Annotated in this window: 13 protein-coding genes; 11 read left to right on the forward strand and 2 right to left on the reverse strand. The window is 72.2% G+C overall.

The window, feature by feature from the left end; translation table 11 throughout:
• The first annotated feature begins 195 nt into the window (after window positions 1-195).
• Together AR3_RS32775 and AR3_RS05065 are read left to right on the forward strand one after the other, a co-directional pair.
• Window positions 196-879, forward strand: coding sequence for a cytochrome P450 family protein (locus AR3_RS32775; protein ID WP_146150240.1), 684 nt, complete (start codon window positions 196-198; stop codon window positions 877-879).
• 46 nt (window positions 880-925) lie between these two features.
• Entirely contained in the window at window positions 926-2,578 is a 1,653-nt protein-coding gene (locus tag AR3_RS05065; protein ID WP_067909150.1) for an amidohydrolase family protein, read from the forward strand.
• 24 nt (window positions 2,579-2,602) lie between these two features.
• Here the strand turns inward: AR3_RS05065 and AR3_RS05070 are convergent, their stop codons facing one another.
• Complete coding sequence (locus AR3_RS05070; protein ID WP_067909152.1) at window positions 2,603-3,469, reverse strand: universal stress protein; 867 nt, start codon at window positions 3,467-3,469, stop codon at window positions 2,603-2,605.
• A 237-nt stretch (window positions 3,470-3,706) separates the two neighbouring features.
• Between AR3_RS05070 and AR3_RS05075 the strand changes: the two genes are divergently transcribed.
• The 9 genes from AR3_RS05075 to galT all read left to right on the forward strand — a co-directional run bounded on the left by AR3_RS05075 (window position 3,707) and on the right by galT (window position 14,883).
• Entirely contained in the window at window positions 3,707-4,423 is a 717-nt protein-coding gene (locus AR3_RS05075) for a CBS domain-containing protein (protein WP_067909155.1), read from the forward strand.
• A gap of 269 nt (window positions 4,424-4,692) precedes the next feature.
• Complete coding sequence (locus AR3_RS05080; RefSeq protein WP_067909158.1) at window positions 4,693-6,087, forward strand: sensor histidine kinase; 1,395 nt, start codon at window positions 4,693-4,695, stop codon at window positions 6,085-6,087.
• A gap of 200 nt (window positions 6,088-6,287) precedes the next feature.
• A complete protein-coding gene (gene trpS, locus AR3_RS05085; protein WP_067909160.1) occupies window positions 6,288-7,268 on the forward strand; it encodes a tryptophan--tRNA ligase in 981 nt (326 codons plus the stop codon).
• A gap of 473 nt (window positions 7,269-7,741) precedes the next feature.
• Window positions 7,742-9,316, forward strand: coding sequence for a D-alanyl-D-alanine carboxypeptidase/D-alanyl-D-alanine endopeptidase (gene dacB / locus AR3_RS05090; RefSeq protein ID WP_067909162.1), 1,575 nt, complete (start codon window positions 7,742-7,744; stop codon window positions 9,314-9,316).
• Window positions 9,317-9,508: 192 nt separating this feature from the next.
• Window positions 9,509-10,216, forward strand: a complete 708-nt coding sequence (locus AR3_RS05095) for a sulfotransferase family protein (RefSeq protein ID WP_067909165.1) — start codon at window positions 9,509-9,511, stop codon at window positions 10,214-10,216.
• 211 nt (window positions 10,217-10,427) lie between these two features.
• Entirely contained in the window at window positions 10,428-11,264 is an 837-nt protein-coding gene (locus AR3_RS05100; protein WP_227023096.1) for an SGNH/GDSL hydrolase family protein, read from the forward strand.
• A gap of 118 nt (window positions 11,265-11,382) precedes the next feature.
• Window positions 11,383-11,949: a TIGR03086 family metal-binding protein gene (locus AR3_RS05105; RefSeq protein ID WP_067909168.1), complete on the forward strand. Its 567-nt coding sequence runs from the start codon at window positions 11,383-11,385 to the stop codon at window positions 11,947-11,949.
• 455 nt (window positions 11,950-12,404) lie between these two features.
• The gene (locus AR3_RS05110; RefSeq protein WP_067909171.1) at window positions 12,405-13,631 is read left to right on the forward strand and encodes an alpha/beta hydrolase; all 1,227 of its coding nucleotides are present in this window, start codon (window positions 12,405-12,407) and stop codon (window positions 13,629-13,631) included.
• A gap of 163 nt (window positions 13,632-13,794) precedes the next feature.
• The gene (galT, locus tag AR3_RS05115; protein ID WP_067909197.1) at window positions 13,795-14,883 is read left to right on the forward strand and encodes a galactose-1-phosphate uridylyltransferase; all 1,089 of its coding nucleotides are present in this window, start codon (window positions 13,795-13,797) and stop codon (window positions 14,881-14,883) included.
• Here the strand turns inward: galT and AR3_RS05120 are convergent.
• Window positions 14,854-16,418: ATP-binding protein (locus tag AR3_RS05120; protein WP_217998452.1), on the reverse strand; the 1,565-nt coding region annotated here is incomplete at its 5' end. The genes galT and AR3_RS05120 overlap by 30 nt on opposite strands.

The raw sequence follows: 16,418 nt of genomic DNA on the forward strand, positions 1-16,418 counted from the left end.
GGAACCGCGCACTTCAGCTGTGTCCCAACAACCAGGAACGATCACGTTGAGCAATCACGTCGCCGCATAGAGTTAAGCAAGAAACTGTCCTTTACTCATCAAAAGAAGAGTCAAGTCTTCGTAGATCACCACCGCGCCCGCCCCCTAAGCCGCGATATGCACAGAAATGGCCGATCAGAGGCACTTTCCGCCCGCTTGGATGCGGCGCTCGAATCGGCCGGGACTGCGACGCACCGAGGGAAACCAGCAAAGAACGACGGCCGCCAAAATCCCAGAATCCGACAATTACGGAGGGATCGGAATGCCTTCCCCGCCATCGCCGATCTGCTGCGCGCCGCCCAGGCGGCGACGCCGCGCGCGGTGCACGAGCTGATGCGCTGGTGCGGGCCGGTCCAGGCCGCCCCATTCCGGTACGCCGCCGAAAACGTCGAGATCGGCGGCCGGCGGCTGCGCGAGAGGTCCCCGGTCATGGCCGGCCTCGTCTCGCCGACTTCGACCCGCGCCGGCTCGACATCGCCCGGCAACCGGACGGCCGCCGCGAGACGCACCTCGGAGTTCGGCCACGGCCTGCACGGCTGCCTCGGCGCCTCCCTGGCCCGCCAGGAGGGGGAGGTCGCGTTCGCCGCGCTCCTCGCCACGCGCCCTGGGGGCGGCGCTGCTGCCCCGGGTCAAGGAGATCACCGTGCGGCTCCTCGACCGCCTGCCCGAGCCGGCCTCGCGGGGACGGCGTGGTGGATCTCCTTGAGGGCTTCGCTCGTCCCCTGCCGATCACGGTCTGACCGCCTCCCGGACTTCCGCGCGTTCGCGGCGGTTCCGCAGCGGCGTGGGCGGATCGAAACCCTCGACATGAAAGGTATTCACGTATCGGCGCGATCGTGATACGCCGGAAAGGAGTGAGAACGCTTTCCCGGAAGGCCGCCCCGCCATGCCGCGCAAACCCCCGCACCCCAGGGCCGTCCTCGCCCTTCTCGCCGCCCTCACGAGCGCAGTCGCGATCATCGCGCTCGCTCCCGCCGTCCCCTCCGCGGCGTCGACCCGCGGCGGTGTCAACGCCACCGGCACGCCGTTCCGCGGCACCACCGCCGACGGGCAGGTCCGCGGTTACGCCGACCTGCACAGCCACCTGATGTCGTTCGAGGGCTTCGGTGGCAATGTGCTGTGCGGCAAGTCCTTCGACCCCGAAGGCATCGACAAGGCCCTGCGCGACTGCCCCGACCACGGGCCGAACGGCGCCTTGGCCTGGTTCGAGAACTTCACCAGCAAGGGCACCCTGCTGGGAACCCACGACACCACCGGATGGCCGACCTTCAAGGACTGGCCCCGCCACGACTCGCTCACGCACCAGCAGGCGTACTACACGTGGATCGAGCGGTCATGGCGGGCCGGGCAGCGCATCCTGGTCAACCATCTCGTCTCGAACCGGATCCTGTGCGAGATCTACCCGCTGAAGAAGTACCCCTGCGACGAGATGGAGTCCATCCGCCTCCAGGCCCGGCGCACCTATGAGCTGCAGGCCTACATCGACGCCCAGAGCGGCGGCCCCGGCAAGGGATGGTTCCGCGTCGTGCGGAGCCCGGCCGAGGCCCGCCAGGTCATCGAGCAGGGCAAGCTCGCGGTCGTCCTCGGCGTGGAGACCTCCGAGCCGTTCGGCTGCCGGCAGATCGGCGGGGCGCCGCAGTGCACCAAGGAGCAGATCGACCGCGGCCTGGACGAGATGCAGAGCCTCGGGGTCAGCTCCATGTTCCTGTGCCACAAGTTCGACAACGCGCTGTGCGGGGTCCGCTTCGACTCCGACGCCAAGGGCGTGATCCTCAACCTGGGGAACTTCCTCGGCAGCGGGCGGTTCTGGCAGGCCGACACCTGCACCACGCCCGAACACGACAACACGATCGCCCCGTCGAACGACCTCACCGCGCTGCTCGCGGGCCCGCTGGCGCATCTGCGTCCGCTCGGCGTGACCCTGCCGGTCTATCCGAAGGCGCCGCACTGCAACGTCAACGGCCTCACCGAGCTCGGCGAGTACGCGGTCCGCGCCATGATCGAGCGGGGGATGATCGTGGAGCTCGACCACATGAGCGTCAAGGCGGCCGACCGGACCCTGTCGATCCTCGAGGAGGAGCGCTACCCCGGGGTGGTCTCCGGGCACGGCTGGTCCGACGCGCACTTCGCGTCCCGCATCTACCGGCTCGGCGGGATGATCGCCTCGTACGGGTCCTCGGCCGACACGTTCGCCGCCGAATGGCGCCGCGCCAAGCAGGCGCGCGACCCGGGACGGCTGTTCGGCTACGCCTACGGGCTGGACGCGAACGGCGTGGGTGCGCTGCCGGGGCCGCGCCGCGGCAACGAGAGCGACCCGGTGCGCTACCCGTTCGCCTCGCCCATCGACCCGAACGTGACGCTCGACCGCCAGCGGACCGGTCAGCGCACCTGGGACGTCAACACCGAAGGCGTCGCCAACTACGGCCTGGTCCCCGACTGGATCGCCGACATGCGCACCGTCGCGGGCGAGGAGCTCATCGCCGACATGGCGCGCGGCGCGGAGATGTACCTGCGCATGTGGGAGGCCGCCCGGTCCTGACGCGCGGCCGCTCCCGCGGCCCGGTCACCCGGCTGCGTCCTTCGTCCGGGCGATCGCCACCGGGCAATGCGCGTGGTGGATCACGCCGTGGCAGACCGAGCCGAGCCCGAGCGCGCCGAACCCGTTCTTGTGGCGCGGGCCGACGACCAGCAGGTCCGCGCCGCGGGAGGCGTCGCACAGGGCCGTGACCGGGTGGTCCCGGACGACCTGCTCGGTCACCTCCACGTCCGGGTAGGTCTTGCGCCACGGGGCGTGGGCCTCGACGAGCCGCCAGCGGATCTTCTCGTCGATCTGGTCGTCGTCCAGGACGCGGATCACCTCGGTGCCGGCCTTCGGCAGGTCCCAGGCGTTGACGACGCGGACGCGGGCCCCTCGGGCGGCGGCCGCCTCGAAGGCGTGGCGCAGGGTGGGGGTCTCGTCCCCGTCCAGGGAGAGCCCGGCGACGATCTCGCCGTGCCCGCCGGCGGTGTCGCCGCGCACGATCACGACCGGCGCGGCGCAGTGCCCGGCCATGTGCAGCCCGGTCGACCCGAGCAGCAGGCTCGCGAAGCCGCCCAGCCCGCGGTGCCCGAGCACCAGCTCGTACGCGTCCCGGGACAGCTCGCGCAGCGCGGACATGGGACGCCCGGTGACGAGCCGGGTCGCCACCACCACGTCGGGACGGCGCCGGCGGGCGGCCTTCTCCGCCTCCGCCAGGAGCGTGCGTCCCGCTTCGGTGAGCGCGTCCACCGCCGCGGACGGCGCGAACAGCGGCGTCGCGTAGAGGGCGCTGTCGATGCTGTGGACGATGAGCAGGGGCCGGTGGTGCACGGCTGCTTCGTCCGCCGCCCATTCCACTGCGCGGGTGGCGCCGTCGGAACCGTCGGTTCCGACCAGGACGGGGTCCGTCATGTCATGGCTCCTTCGCGATGTGGTGGCGCCCCTCGCCTTCTGGCGCCGTTTTCGCAGGTGACGGTAGGCGTCCGGGGACGCGGTGCGCTGCGGGCTAAGGTCCATACCCCGCGCGGCGATCGTCACCGTCCCCGCGCGAAACGAGGACCTTCGGCCCTAGGCGCCGGGCCGTCGGCCCCCGCTCCGCCGCCCGCGCCGTCTTCCAGGCTGGGGGTGCGTCTCGCGGAGGAGGTCCCGATGAACACCACCGTCCGGTCCGTCATGGCGACCGATGTCGTGGCGGTGCACGAGCAGACCCCCTTCAAAGAGATCATCGTGATCCTGCGGAGCAACGGGGTGAACGCGGCGCCGGTGCTGGACTCCGCGGGACGCGTCCGAGGCGTCGTCTCCACCAGCGACCTGCTGGTGAAGCAGGCCGTTCCCGGCGCGGCCGAGGAGGACGGCCCTCGCGGGCGCCGGGAGCGGCGCAAGGCGGGCGGGGCGGTGGCGGCCGAGCTGATGACCTCCCCCGCGATCACCGTGACCCCGGAGACCGACGTGCAGAGCGCGGCACGGGAGATGCGGCGGCACGGCATCAGCCGCCTGGTCGTCGTCGACGGCCGGACGCGCCGCCTGGTCGGCATCGTGACCCGCTCGGACCTCCTGCGCGTCTACGACCGTTCCGACCGGGACATCGAGCGGGACGTCATGCGCGGGGTGCTGAGCCGGCGGCCGGGCGTGGACCCGGCGCGGATCACGGTGACCGTCGACGAGGGGCGCGTCGTCCTCCACGGAACGGTGCCGCGCCGCTCGCAGATCCCCCCGCTCCTGCGCGACATCCGCCGTGTCGAAGGGGTCGTCACCGCGACGTCCCGGTTGGGCTGGGAGACCGACGACACCCTCGCCGGACGCTCGGGCGCGCCCTCCGGTCGCCGCCTCGCGGCCGCTCGGGGCACCGGCGGCGGGCAGGCGTAGTGTCGCGTAAGCGGCGCACGGTGAGGGCGCGATCCGCGGTGTCATGCGGGCTGCGGACGCGCACGGCAGACGCGCCCGACATGGGGCGCGCTTGAAACGTCCATGAGTGTTGTATGAGCGAAGTGAAGGTGTCGACTGGCACCCGACCGTTCCGTTTTGCGCAAAACTGACGAAAAGATTGCCGCATCGTTGCCGAGGCCGAGGTCAACAGCGACCTAGGGTGAGGAAGTCAGTGGAGCGGCCGGCGGCCATCGGGGGGCTCACAGCCAGTGTTCTCGCGTCTTGTTCCAAGGTCGATCCGTTGGCGGTTCAGCCTCGCCACGGCGGCCCTGGCGCTGATCGCCTGCCTGGGCAGCGCGATCACGCTGGACACGCTGATCCGTGACAGGGTCAAGGACCTCGCGTTCCGGGACACCCAGCGCGTCGCCACCCACTGGCTCGGGCAGATCCGGCACTCGGAGGTGGGACAGCCGAGCATGACGTCCCGGGTCACGCTGGTGCAGCTCGTCGACAGCGACGGCCGGGTGGTGGCGGCGAGCCCGAGAGCCCAAGGGCGGCCCCCGCTGAGCGACCTGCGGCCTTCCGACAAGGACAGGATCCAGCACGAGACCCGCTGCTGGAGCGGGCGGTGCTTCATGATCACCGCCGCCCGGACCTCCCCCCAGGAGTCCGCCGAGCTGTGGCACGGCCGCCCCCACATCGTCTACGCGGCCATGCCGCAGCCCGCGCTGCTGGCCGACCGCCGCCTGGAGGTCATCCTGGGCTTCGGCGTGCTGGGGGCCACCCTTCTGGCCGGCTGGGCGGCGTGGGTCCTGGTCGGCCGCACGCTGCGGTCGGTGGAGGCGATGCGCGCCCGGTTCGCCGAGATCAGCCTCAGCGACCTCGGCTCCCGGGTTCCGCAGCCGCCCGGCCACGACGAGATCGCCCGGTTGGCCGAGTCCGCCAACGACGCCCTGTTCCGCCTGCAGCAGGCGGTCCGGCAGCAGCGCCATTTCGCCTCGGTGGTCTCGCACGAACTGCGGACCCCGTTGGCGGGCCTGCGCGCCCAGCTGGAGGAAGCGCTGCTGTACGCCCAGCAGGTCGATCCGCACGCCTCGATCCGGGACGCCCTGGCGACGACGCAGCGCCTGCAGTCCCTCATCGACGAGGTGGCGACGCTGACGCGGATCCGCACCGGCCCCCAGGTCCGCGAGCCCACCAATTTGACCGAACTGGTGCGCCAGGAGGCCGAGAGCAGGCCGATGAACATGCCGATCACCGTCCGCATCCGCGACGACCTCGTCGTCCCCGGCAACCACCTGCAGTTGGAGGAGGTGCTGGCCAACCTGCTGGTGAACGCGCAGCGTCACGCGCGGTCCAAGGTGGAGATCGTCGTGGAACGTTCCACGGACATGGCGGTGGTGACCGTGGCCGACGACGGCGCCGGCATCCCGTCCGAGGACCGGGAGACGGTGTTCCAGCCGTTCGTGCGGCTGCCGGAGGGCAGGGACCGCGACCCCAAGGGCAGCGGGCTGGGACTGGCGATCTCGCGCGCCATCGTCCAGGCCCACCACGGAAGCCTGTCCGTCGAGGACTCCGCGCAGGGCGCGCGGCTGGTGATCCGCCTCCCGCTGCACGACTCCGAGACCGCCGACGAACCGTCGGCCGCCGATGCGACCTGGTAGCAAACCTGGTAGGCATTGGTAGCATCTCGGGCATGCGGATGGGCTGCAGTCAGTGTTTCTGGTGGCGCCGCTGATGGGGCGGCGCTGACTCATCCGCGTATCCGGACACCACGGCCGCCCTGGACGGGCGGCCGTTTCGCGTGTTCGCGTCCCGGCGGCCACGTCAGGGCGGCCCCGACCAGCAAGGGAGCCGACCGACGATGCCACGACGTCTCACCGGGTTCACGCCGTCGGGTGACCTGCACCTGGGCAACTACATCGGCGCGATCGCGCCCATCGTCGCCGCGCAGCAGGTCACGGACACGGTGGTGTTCATCAGCGATCTGCACGCGCTGACGCTGGAGCACGATCCAGAGCAGGTGCGGCGGCGGACGCTGGAGTTCGCGACGCTGCTGCTGGCCGCGGGCGCCGACCCGGACCGGTGCCTGTTCTTCGTCCAGTCGCACGTCCCGCAGCACACCGAGCTGCACTACCTGCTGGAATGCACCACGGGCTACGGCGAGGCCCAGCGGATGATCCAGTTCAAGGAGAAGTCGCAGCGCGGCGGGCCCGTCCGGCTCTCGCTGCTGACCTACCCGGTCCTGATGGCGGCCGACATCCTGCTCTACGACGCCGACGAGGTGCCGGTCGGGGACGACCAGAGCCAGCACCTGGAGCTGGCCCGCGACGTCGCCGAGCGCTTCAACGGCCGGTACGGGCCCACGTTCACGGTGCCGAAGGCCGTCATGCCGCCGGTCGCCGCGCGGGTCATGGATCTGGCCGCCCCCGACCGGAAGATGAGCAAGTCCGTCCCGTCGCCGACGGGGGTGCTGCGGCTGCTGGACGAGCCGCAGGTGCTGCGGCGGAAGATCATGCGGGCGGTCACCGACACCGGGACGGAGGTGGTCTACGACCCGGAGGGCAAGCCGGGCGTGTCGAACCTGCTGACGATCCTGGCCGCGTGCACCGGCGACACCCCGCAGCGGGCGGCGGAGCGCTTCGACCGGTACGGCGTCCTGAAGGAGGCGGTCGCCGACGCGGTCGTCGCCACGCTGGCCCCCGTCCGGGAGCGCTACCTCGAACTCGCAGACGACCCGGGGTACGTGCACTCGGCACTGCGCGACGGCGCCGAACGGGCCCGTGACCTGGCCGCCGAGAAGATCCGGCAGGCCAAGTCCGCGATCGGCCTGCTTCCGACCTGACCACCCCTGATGCGCACGCACGGGTCCGCCTGCGGTCACGCCCGCAGGCGGACCCGGCATCACAGACGCACCAGCCCGGATGCCGAGGTGCATGGTCGTGGGCCCCGGTCGAGTGCTGTCGACTGAGAGAGACCGGCGCGGTGACGATGACACCGCGGGAGACATGTCCGTCCTGTACAGGTCGTGCCATTCGATCCCCGCGGTGCGGGGTGGGTCTGCCCGTTCGCCGCGTGAAAATGTGGGCGAGGGTCGTGCGTCATGTGACTATGGATTATTGATGGGGCTCATGTGCAAGGTGGTGCATAAATGTCGGCGGCGATGAGTCGTCGGCCTCTGGTGGCTCGACGGCCGGAGACGTCCCGGGGATTTTGTTCCGCCTCACTGACACCGCCTGCATCGAACATCAGGCCTGATCACGTACGCCTCTTTCGATTCGCCTGATTTCTCCAGGGGCTGCTGTTTACGCTCGGCTCATGCGTAGACGATTCGCCAGCGTGATCGGCGCCGCGCTCTCCGCGGGGCTGGTCGCCACGGCCGCGGTCCCCACCACGGCGCACGCCGAGCCCGTCCGGGCGGCCTCGGCGCCCGCGGCGTCCGGCGACCTGCGGGCCGACCTCGACGCGATCCTGGCCGACCCCCGCCTGGCCGACGCCGACGTCGGCGTCCTGGTCCGGGACGCCCGGACCGGCGCCGTGCGGTACGCCCGCGGCGCGGAGGGCTCCCTGCTCCCCGCCTCCAACCAGAAGATCAACACCTCGGTCGCCGCGCTGGCGCTGCTCGGCCCCGGCTACCGCTTCCGGACCAGCGTGCTCGCCGCGCGCGTGAAGGGGTCCACGGTCACGGGGAACCTGTATCTCAAGGGCACCGGCGACCCCACCCTGCGGACCGCCGAGTACGACGCGCTCGCCGCGCAGGTCGCCGCCCGCGGCGTCACCCGCGTCACCGGCGACCTCATCGCCGACGACACCTGGTTCGACGCGGTGCGCACGCCGGCGCACTGGGACCCCGCCGACCTGCAGTACGCCTACGCCGGGCCGATCTCGGCGTTGACCGTCTCCCCCAACGACGACTTCGACGCGGGCTCGGTCGGCGTGTCGGTCGAACCGGGCGAGCCGGGCGAGCCGGTCGCCGTGACGCTCACCCCCGCCACCGACGCCGTCAAGATCGACAACCGGGCCGTCACAGGTCCGGCCGGGTCGGCGTCCACGCTGTCGGTCAACCGCGCCAACGGCAGCGACACCATCGTCGTCAGCGGCTCGTATCCGGCGGACGGGGCGGTCTACGAGACGTTGCGAACCGTCCCGGAGCCGACCCTGTACGCCGCCGACGTGTTCCGCAAGGCGCTGGAGGCCCACGGCGTCCGAGTCGACGGCGCCGTCCGCCGCGGCGCCGCCCCGGGCGGGGCGACGCTGCTGGCCGACCACCGCTCCATGCCGCTGTCCCGGCTGATCCGGCCGTTCCTGAAGCTCAGCAACAACGTGATCGCCGAGATCCTGGTGAAGGCGGTCGGCCGCGAGGTCGCGGGACGGGGCAGCTGGGAGGCCGGCCTGCCGGCGATCGAGCGGTACGTGCACGGCCTGGGCGTGCCCGCCGAGCGGCTGACGATGGCCGACGGGTCGGGCCTGTCGCGGCTCAACCGGGTCACCCCCCGGGACATCACCACCGTCCTGCGCCGCGCCCAGACCAAGACGTGGTTCCCCGCCTGGTACCAGGCGCTGCCCATCGCCGGGGACCCGGACCCGTTGGTCGGCGGGACGCTGACGAACCGGATGCGCGGCACCCCCGCCGCCGGGAACGTCCACGCCAAGACCGGCACGCTGACGGGCGTCACGGCGCTGTCCGGCTACGTCCGGGACCCCTCCGGCCGCCGGCTGGTCTTCTCGGTGATCTTCAACGGGTACGCGGGCGGCGCGCCCAAGGACATCGAGGACAAGATCGCGGTCCGGCTGGCGGGCGGCGACGTCGCGCGCACGACCGCCCGGTTCCGCGCGGGCTCGAGCGGAGGCGCGGACCTGCGGCTGGAATGCTCCTGGACGAAGTCCTGCTGACCCGCTGATCTCTCTCCGCGGCCCTCGGCGCGCTGTGCGGCGCCGAGGGCCGCTTCTCGCCCGATAGTCACCTCAGGCGACTGGTCGCATGCAGTGCGTGAGCGATCCGGGGCAGAGACAGGTCAGGGCGCCGGCCTTCCGGCGGAGCGGCCCCTGGTACCGGCCGGCGGCCCTGGAAGGAGAGGCAGAGGGATGATGCGCGTCATCGGCGCGGGGCTTCCGCGCACCGGCACGGCGTCCATGAAGGCGGCGCTGGAGCGCCTGGGGTTCGGGCCGTGCTACCACATGTTCGAGATCTTGACGCATCCCGACCACGTCGACCGGTGGCTGCCGGCCGCCTCCGGCGCGGCGCTGGACTGGGACCGGGTCATGGCGGGCTATCAGTCGTGCCAGGACTGGCCCGCCGGCTTCTTCTGGAAAGAACTCGCCGACGCCTACCCCCAGGCCAAGGTGATCGTCACCGTCCGCGACCCGCACCGCTGGTACGCCAGCTTCCGCTGGCTGACCTCGCGGACCGGGTTCCCCCGCATGGAGCCCGCGCAGGCGCCGGAGGGCATCCGCCCGGCCCTCGAGGCCATGCGGCGCCTGACGCCGCTGTTGGAGCGGCTCGGCCGGGAGACCTTCGGCCCGGACTGGCGCGCCGGAGAGGACCTGGCGGAGGCCCCGGCCGTGGCGGGCTTCCGTCGTCACGTCGCCCGAGTCCGCGCGACGGTCCCGGCGGACCGGCTGCTGGTGTTCGACGTCCGGGAGGGCTGGGGGCCGCTGTGCCGGTTCCTGGACGTCCCCGTTCCCGACGAGCCCTTCCCGCATCTCAACGAGCGGGGGGCAATGGCGGCGATGTTCGAACAGATGGTGCGCAAGGGCCGATTCCCGGAGATGTTCCCGGCCGGCGGCGACTGATCACCTGTTTTCCCCACTTTTCTCGTCCGGCCGCGCCGTGAGGGCCTTCTTCGCCGGCGCGGCGCGGCCGGTTCTGCCCATTGGCGGGCGTTTTTTCTGTGCTTATTGACAAAGCTACCGGCAAGTATTGTCCGACGGGGCACAAGCATTCACGCTCAAATCAGCGCTGTTCCATAAGCGCTCGCTTGCCACCCCACTACGGAGGTGCCCCGTGGCCTCTTCCCCCCGCTTGCGACGATTGCTCCTTTCCTTCCTCTCGGTCATCACGACGACCGCGGCCCTCGTCCTCGGACTGCTGTCCGTCCCCGCATCGGCGGCGGTCCCCAGCCGCATGGCCTCCCTGGGCGACTCGATCACCCGCGGTTTCAACGCCTGCGGCTGGTACGTCGACTGCCCGAGCAGCTCCTGGTCGACCGGCTCCAATTCCGCGGTCAACAGCCACTACCTGCGACTGCGCGCCCAGAACAGCTCGCTCGTCGCCTACAACGACGCCGCCACCGGCGCGAAGGTCTCCGCGCTCGCCGGACAGGCGCAGAACGCCGTCTCCCAGGGCGCCGACTACGTCACCATCCTGATCGGCGCCAACGACGTGTGCACCAGCTCGGAGTCGACCATGACATCGGTCGCCGACTTCGAGTCCCGGTTCCGCGCCGGCATGAACACGCTGCGCAACGGCCTGCCCAACGCGAAGATCTTCGTCGCCAGCATCCCGGACATCCGGCGGCTGTGGCAGGTCGGCAAGGACAACCTCGCCGCCCGCGCCGCCTGGTCGGCGTTCGGCATCTGCCAATCGATGCTGGCCAACCCCACCTCGAACGCCGAGGCCGACGTGGCGCGGCGTGAGCGCGTGCGGCAGCGCGTCATCGCGTTCAACAACGTCCTGGCGAACGTGTGCGCCGAGTACGCCAACTGCAAGTTCGACGGCAACGCCGTCTTCAACTACCCGTTCACCCTGTCCCAGGTGAGCGGCTGGGACTACTTCCACCCGAACGAGTCCGGCCAGGCCGTCCTCGCGGCCGAGACCTACAAGGCGAGCTTCTGGGCGTAGGCCGCCGCGTCTGACCGCTCTCCCCGCGGACGCCGCCGGAGCCCGCTCCGGCGGTGTCCCCTTTCCGCGTGACATCCTGAACGAAGAAGAAGCCGGACCTTTCGGGGGGAGGTCCGCCATGATCACTATCACCGACCATTTCCGTCGTGCGGTGGACGACATGACGGACCGCGTCCACGCCATCCGCGACGACCAGTGGCACCGGCCGACGCCGTGCGCCGGCTGGGACGTGCGGGAGCTGGTCGACCACGTGACCATGGAGAACCTGCAGGTGCCGCCGCTTCTGGCGGGCCTGGCCGCCGCGGACGTGGCCGACGCCCTCGACGGCGCGGTCCTCGAGGGCGATCCCGTCGCGGCCTGGGACGCCGCCGCCCGCGCCGCCGTCGACGCGTTCTCCGCCCCGAGCGCCGCCGACCGCAGCGTCCATCTGCCGTTCGGGGACGTCCCCGGCGCGGAGTACGCCGCCGAAATGGTCGCCGACCTGGTCATCCACTCCTGGGACCTGGCGCGCGCGACCGGCGCCGACGAGCGCCTGGACCCGGAGCTGGTGGACGTGGTCTCCGCCTGGTTCGCCGCCAACGAGGCCGCCTACCGCTCCGGCGGGCTGATCGGCCCGCACCCGAGGACGCCGCCGGACGCCGATCCGCAGACCCGCCTGCTCGACGCCTTCGGCCGCCGCCGCTGACACCCCTCGGCCTCGGGCGCCCCGGCCTTCTGTGCGCCGACCGCCCCGTCTTCGCCGCTCTCAACGGCGATCCGCAGGTCGGAGAGCGGCCCTCATCGACCGCAGCGAAGCCCACTTCGACCTGCCCGGCTTCGGACTGTGGGCGATCGAGCACACCGCCACCGGCGACCCCCGTGGCCGCCCGCCCTGGCAGAACCCGCCGTTGGAATCCGGTGACCTGCTGGTTTTCGGCGGCCCGTCCCGCATGGTCCGCCACGGCATCACCGAGCCCCTGCCCGGGACGGGGCCGAGCGTCATCGGCCTCCTCGCCTTTTGCCGCGCGAAGGCCGATAACGCTCTGAAATACCCGAAACACAGAACGCCCCCGATAACGAATCTCTGACGATTCACCGGATAATCCTCGTCAACATCTGAACTGATCAGTAATATTCGGGCGACACGATGGGAGGGGCGCCGTGCGCAAGCGAACGGACCGGCTGATCGCCATCGGAAGCCTCACCGCGGTCGCCGTGGTGCCGACGATCCTGGTGCTGGGGCCCTGGGACGGCGACGACCGGGCCGGCGTGCGCGGCTTCACCGGCCCGACCCCCATCGCGGACGCGGGCACCGGGCCGCAGGGCCCGCCGTCGCCCTCCGCGAGCCCCAGCCGGACCGGCGGCCGGCCCCCCGAGCGGCCCGCCGCGAACAACGTCCTGCCGTTCCCCACGCTCTCCCCCGCCCCGTCGCCGAGCTCGTCCGCGGGCAAGGGCGGCGGCGCGGGCTCGGGCGGCGGCTCCCGCCGCGCGGCCGACGACGGCGCGAAGATCACCAACGTGACGTGGCGGGGCAAGCGGCAGGCCGACGTGACCGTCCGCTCGCCCGCGCTCGGCACCTCCCACAAGGTGCGGGTGCTGGTGCCCAAGACGTGGTCGTCCTCGGCCACCCGGACCTGGCCGGTGGTGTACGCCTTCCACGGCGGCAACGACACCTACGTCTCCTGGACCCGCAGCACCGACATCGAGCAGGTCGCCGCCGCCTACGACGTCATCGTCGTCATGCCGGAGGGACGCAACGGCTCCTACACGGACTGGTACAACTACGGCCGCGGCGGCATCCCCAAGTGGGAGACCTTCCACATGGTGGAAGTGCGCCAGTTGATGGAGCGCAATTTCCACGCGGGCGCGTCCCGGGCGGCCATCGGCATCTCGTCGGGGGCCCAGGGCGCGGTCACCTACGCGGCGCGCTATCCGGGCATGTTCCGGTACGCCGCCGCCTACAGCGGCGTGCTGTCGATGCTGTCGCCCGGCATTCCGGCGCTGCTGCTCTACATCAACTCCACCAACACCAACGGCGCGCCGGAGCGGATCTGGGGCGACCCGGTGCGCGACCGCGCCAACTGGGTCGCGCACGACCCGACCTCCTTGGCGCCGCGGCTGCGCGGCACGAAGGTGTACGTGTCGTCCGGCAACGGGCAGCCGGGGCCGTACGATCCGCCCGACAAGGCCCCGTGGGACATCGCCTACCTGAGCGAGAGCCAGGTGGAGCGCGCCTCCAAGGACTTCGTGCAGCGCGCCCGCTCGGTCGGCGTGCCGGTCACCGCCAACTTCTACGGGCCCGGGTCGCACCGTTGGCCGTACTGGCAGCGCGAGATGCACCGCACGTGGCCGGAGATCATGCGCTCCATCGGCGCCCGGAAGCTCTGACGCGCCGCGCGTCGGGGTCCGTTTCGGCGACACGCCCCGCTGCCGGTGGGGGCCGAATCCCCGATACGGTCGACATCACCGATACGGTCGACATCGGTCGATCCGAGGGAGCCGACATCACCGGGGAGAGCCTGGGGCGATGACCGACACCACCGCGGGGCGGGTGACCCGTACCGTCACCCGGCTGGCCGACGGCCGTGAGCTGATCTACTTCGACGACGAACCGGGGGCCGGGCCGCGTCCGCCCGACACCCGGCCGCTGCCCCCGTCCCGCCCGGTCGTGGAGCTGCGGCACGACGTGCTGCACGACGAGTGGGTCACCGTCACCACGCATCGCAACACCCGGACCTTCCTGCCCGACGCGGCCGCCTGCCCGCTGTGCCCGAGCCGGGACGGGCGCAGGTCCGAGATCCCGGCCGACGACTACGACGTCGTCGTCTTCGAGAACCGGTTCCCGTCGTTCGCCGCCGGGGCGGCGGACGAGCTCGACCCGGTGGACGGCGAGGCGCTGTTCGCCCGCAGGCCCGGCGCCGGGCGCTGCGAGGTGGTGTGCTTCTCCAGCGACCACGCCGCGTCGCTGGGCTCGCTGCCGCCGCGCCGGATCCGCACGGTGATCGAGGCGTGGGCCGACCGCACCGCCGAGCTGTCCGCGCTGCCCGCCGTGGAGCAGGTGTTCTGCTTCGAGAACCGCGGCGAGGAGATCGGGGTGACGCTGCACCACCCGCACGGGCAGATCTACGCCTACCCGTTCGTGCCGCCGCGGACCCGGCAGGTGCTGGCGTCCCTGGAGCGCGCGGGGGGCCGGGACCTGTTCGGGGAGGTGCTGGCGGCCGAGCGCCGCGCGGGCACCCGGATCGTGGTGGACGGCGAGCACTGGACCGCGTTCGTTCCCGCCGCCGCCCGCTGGCCGGTGCAGCTGCACCTGTACCCCCGGCGCCACGTCGCCGGCTTCCCCGGGCTGCGCGAGGAGGAGCGCGCCGAGCTGGCCGAGCTGTACCCGATGCTGCTGCGGGCATGCGACGCGTACTACGACGACGACGCTCCCCTGCCCTACGTGGCGGCATGGCGCCAGGCCCCGCGCGGGGCCGACGGCGTCTACCGCCTGCATCTGGAGCTGTTCTCCATCCGCCGCGCCCCGGGGCGTTTGAAGTACCTGGCGGGGTCGGAGTCGGGCATGGCGGCGTGGATCAACGACGTGGCTCCTGAGCAGGTCGCCGAACGCCTACGCGAAGTCGTCGCAAAGATGCACTGAGGGCTTCGCGGCCAGGGTCGCGCCGATGAACTCGTCGGCGCGACGGGCGGCGTCGTCGTGTTCGGCCGTGAACGTCTCGTCCGTGAGGGCTCGGCGGAGGGCGGCCGCGACGCCGTCGATGTCGCCGCGTTCGGCCCGCCCTGGGCGCAGGCCCTTCCTGCGGCGGATCTCCGCGGCGGCGCCCAGGCAGCGGGCGGCCTCCACGGGGTCGCCCGCGCGGGTCAGCGCCGCGGCCATGCCTTCCAAGGCGAAGACCGTGTCCCTGGGGCCTTCGTAGCGAACGGCGCAGGCGAGCGCCTCGCGGTGCAACGCGATCGCGGTGTCGGCGTCGCCGCGCCGCTCCGCCACACGGCCCAGCCCGTTGAGGACCATCGGCAGGAACATCGGCGTCTCCACCTGCGCGGTGTCGAGCAACGCGCGCAGGTGCGTCTCGGCCTCGTCGAGGGCGCCCTCCCGGCAGGCGGTGTGGCCCAGCACCAGCCGGCCGAGCGTGAAGGCCGTGAACCCGTGCTCCGCGGCCAGCGCCAGGGAACGTTCGCCGTAGTGCCGGGCCTGGACGAGGTCGTCGCGCATCACGGCGATCCAGCCGAGCCACCCCAGCCGTTGGACGGCGACCGGCCACAGGCGAAGGTCCTCGGCCAGCCGCAGGCTTTCGCGCAGCAGCCGGTCGGCGCGGTCGTAGTCGCCGGTCAGGTCCGCCAGGGCGCCCAGCCATTCGGCCGCCTGCAACTGCCCCCAGCGGTCGCCCAGCTCGTCGAAGATCCGCGCGGCCCGTCCGGCCAGGGCTTCGAGCAGCCCGGGGTCGCCCCGCGAGTGCGCCTGCTTCGCCCGGACGATGAGGACGGCGCCCTCGCCCCAGCGGTCGCCGGCCGCGGCGAAGCCCTCCTGGGCGCGGTCGAGCAGTTCGGCGTCGTAGGAGCGGTCGGCGCCCTCGCCGCCGGTGAACGCCAGGAACCACTGCGCGTAAGCGAGGCCCTCCGGGTCGTCCACCCGCTCGAACAGCCGCAGCGCCGCCCGCCGGTCGGACTCCGTGGCGGCGCCCTGCAGCAGCGCCAGGCCCGTGCGGTACGCGGTCGCCCGCGCGTACGCCGCGCCGACCCGGTCGTCCAGTGCCAGGGCCGCGTCCAGGCAGCGGCGGGCCTCGGTGAGCCGTCCCCGCAGCATCCAGTACCAGGCGAGCGCGTTCACCAGCCGCAGCGCGGCGTCGGCGTCGCGGTCGGCCACCGCGCCGTCGAACGCGGCGCGCAGGTCGGCGGTCTCGGCGTCCAGCCGGCGCAGCCACCGCGCCTGGTCGCCGCCGCGCAGCCGCGGCGCGGCGCGCTCGGCGAGCTCGACGTAGTAGCGCCGGTGGGCGCGGCGGGTCCGGTCGCGCTCGCCGGCCTCGGCCAGCCGGTCGGCGCAGTAGGCCGCCACCGACTCCAGCAGGCGGTAGCGCGGGCCGTCGCCGCCGCGGTCGGTCATGACGACCAGGGAGCGGTCGACGAGGCGGACCAGCAGGTCGAGCACGTCGGCGGCGGGCACGCCGTCCCCCCCCC

It is taken from the genome of Actinomadura rubrobrunea NBRC 15275, from assembly GCF_001552235.1.
GTDB classification, from domain to species: domain Bacteria; phylum Actinomycetota; class Actinomycetes; order Streptosporangiales; family Streptosporangiaceae; genus Spirillospora; species Spirillospora viridilutea.

Coding starts and splice junctions, on each gene's coding strand:
- AR3_RS05065 (WP_067909150.1), top strand. CDS start 926: ATGCCGCGCAAACCCCCGCACCCCAGGGCCGTCCTCGCCCTTCTCGCC.
- AR3_RS05070 (WP_067909152.1), bottom strand. CDS start 3,469: ATGACGGACCCCGTCCTGGTCGGAACCGACGGTTCCGACGGCGCCACC.
- AR3_RS05075 (WP_067909155.1), top strand. CDS start 3,707: ATGAACACCACCGTCCGGTCCGTCATGGCGACCGATGTCGTGGCGGTG.
- trpS (WP_067909160.1), top strand. CDS start 6,288: ATGCCACGACGTCTCACCGGGTTCACGCCGTCGGGTGACCTGCACCTG.
- dacB (WP_067909162.1), top strand. CDS start 7,742: ATGCGTAGACGATTCGCCAGCGTGATCGGCGCCGCGCTCTCCGCGGGG.
- AR3_RS05095 (WP_067909165.1), top strand. CDS start 9,509: ATGATGCGCGTCATCGGCGCGGGGCTTCCGCGCACCGGCACGGCGTCC.
- AR3_RS05105 (WP_067909168.1), top strand. CDS start 11,383: ATGATCACTATCACCGACCATTTCCGTCGTGCGGTGGACGACATGACG.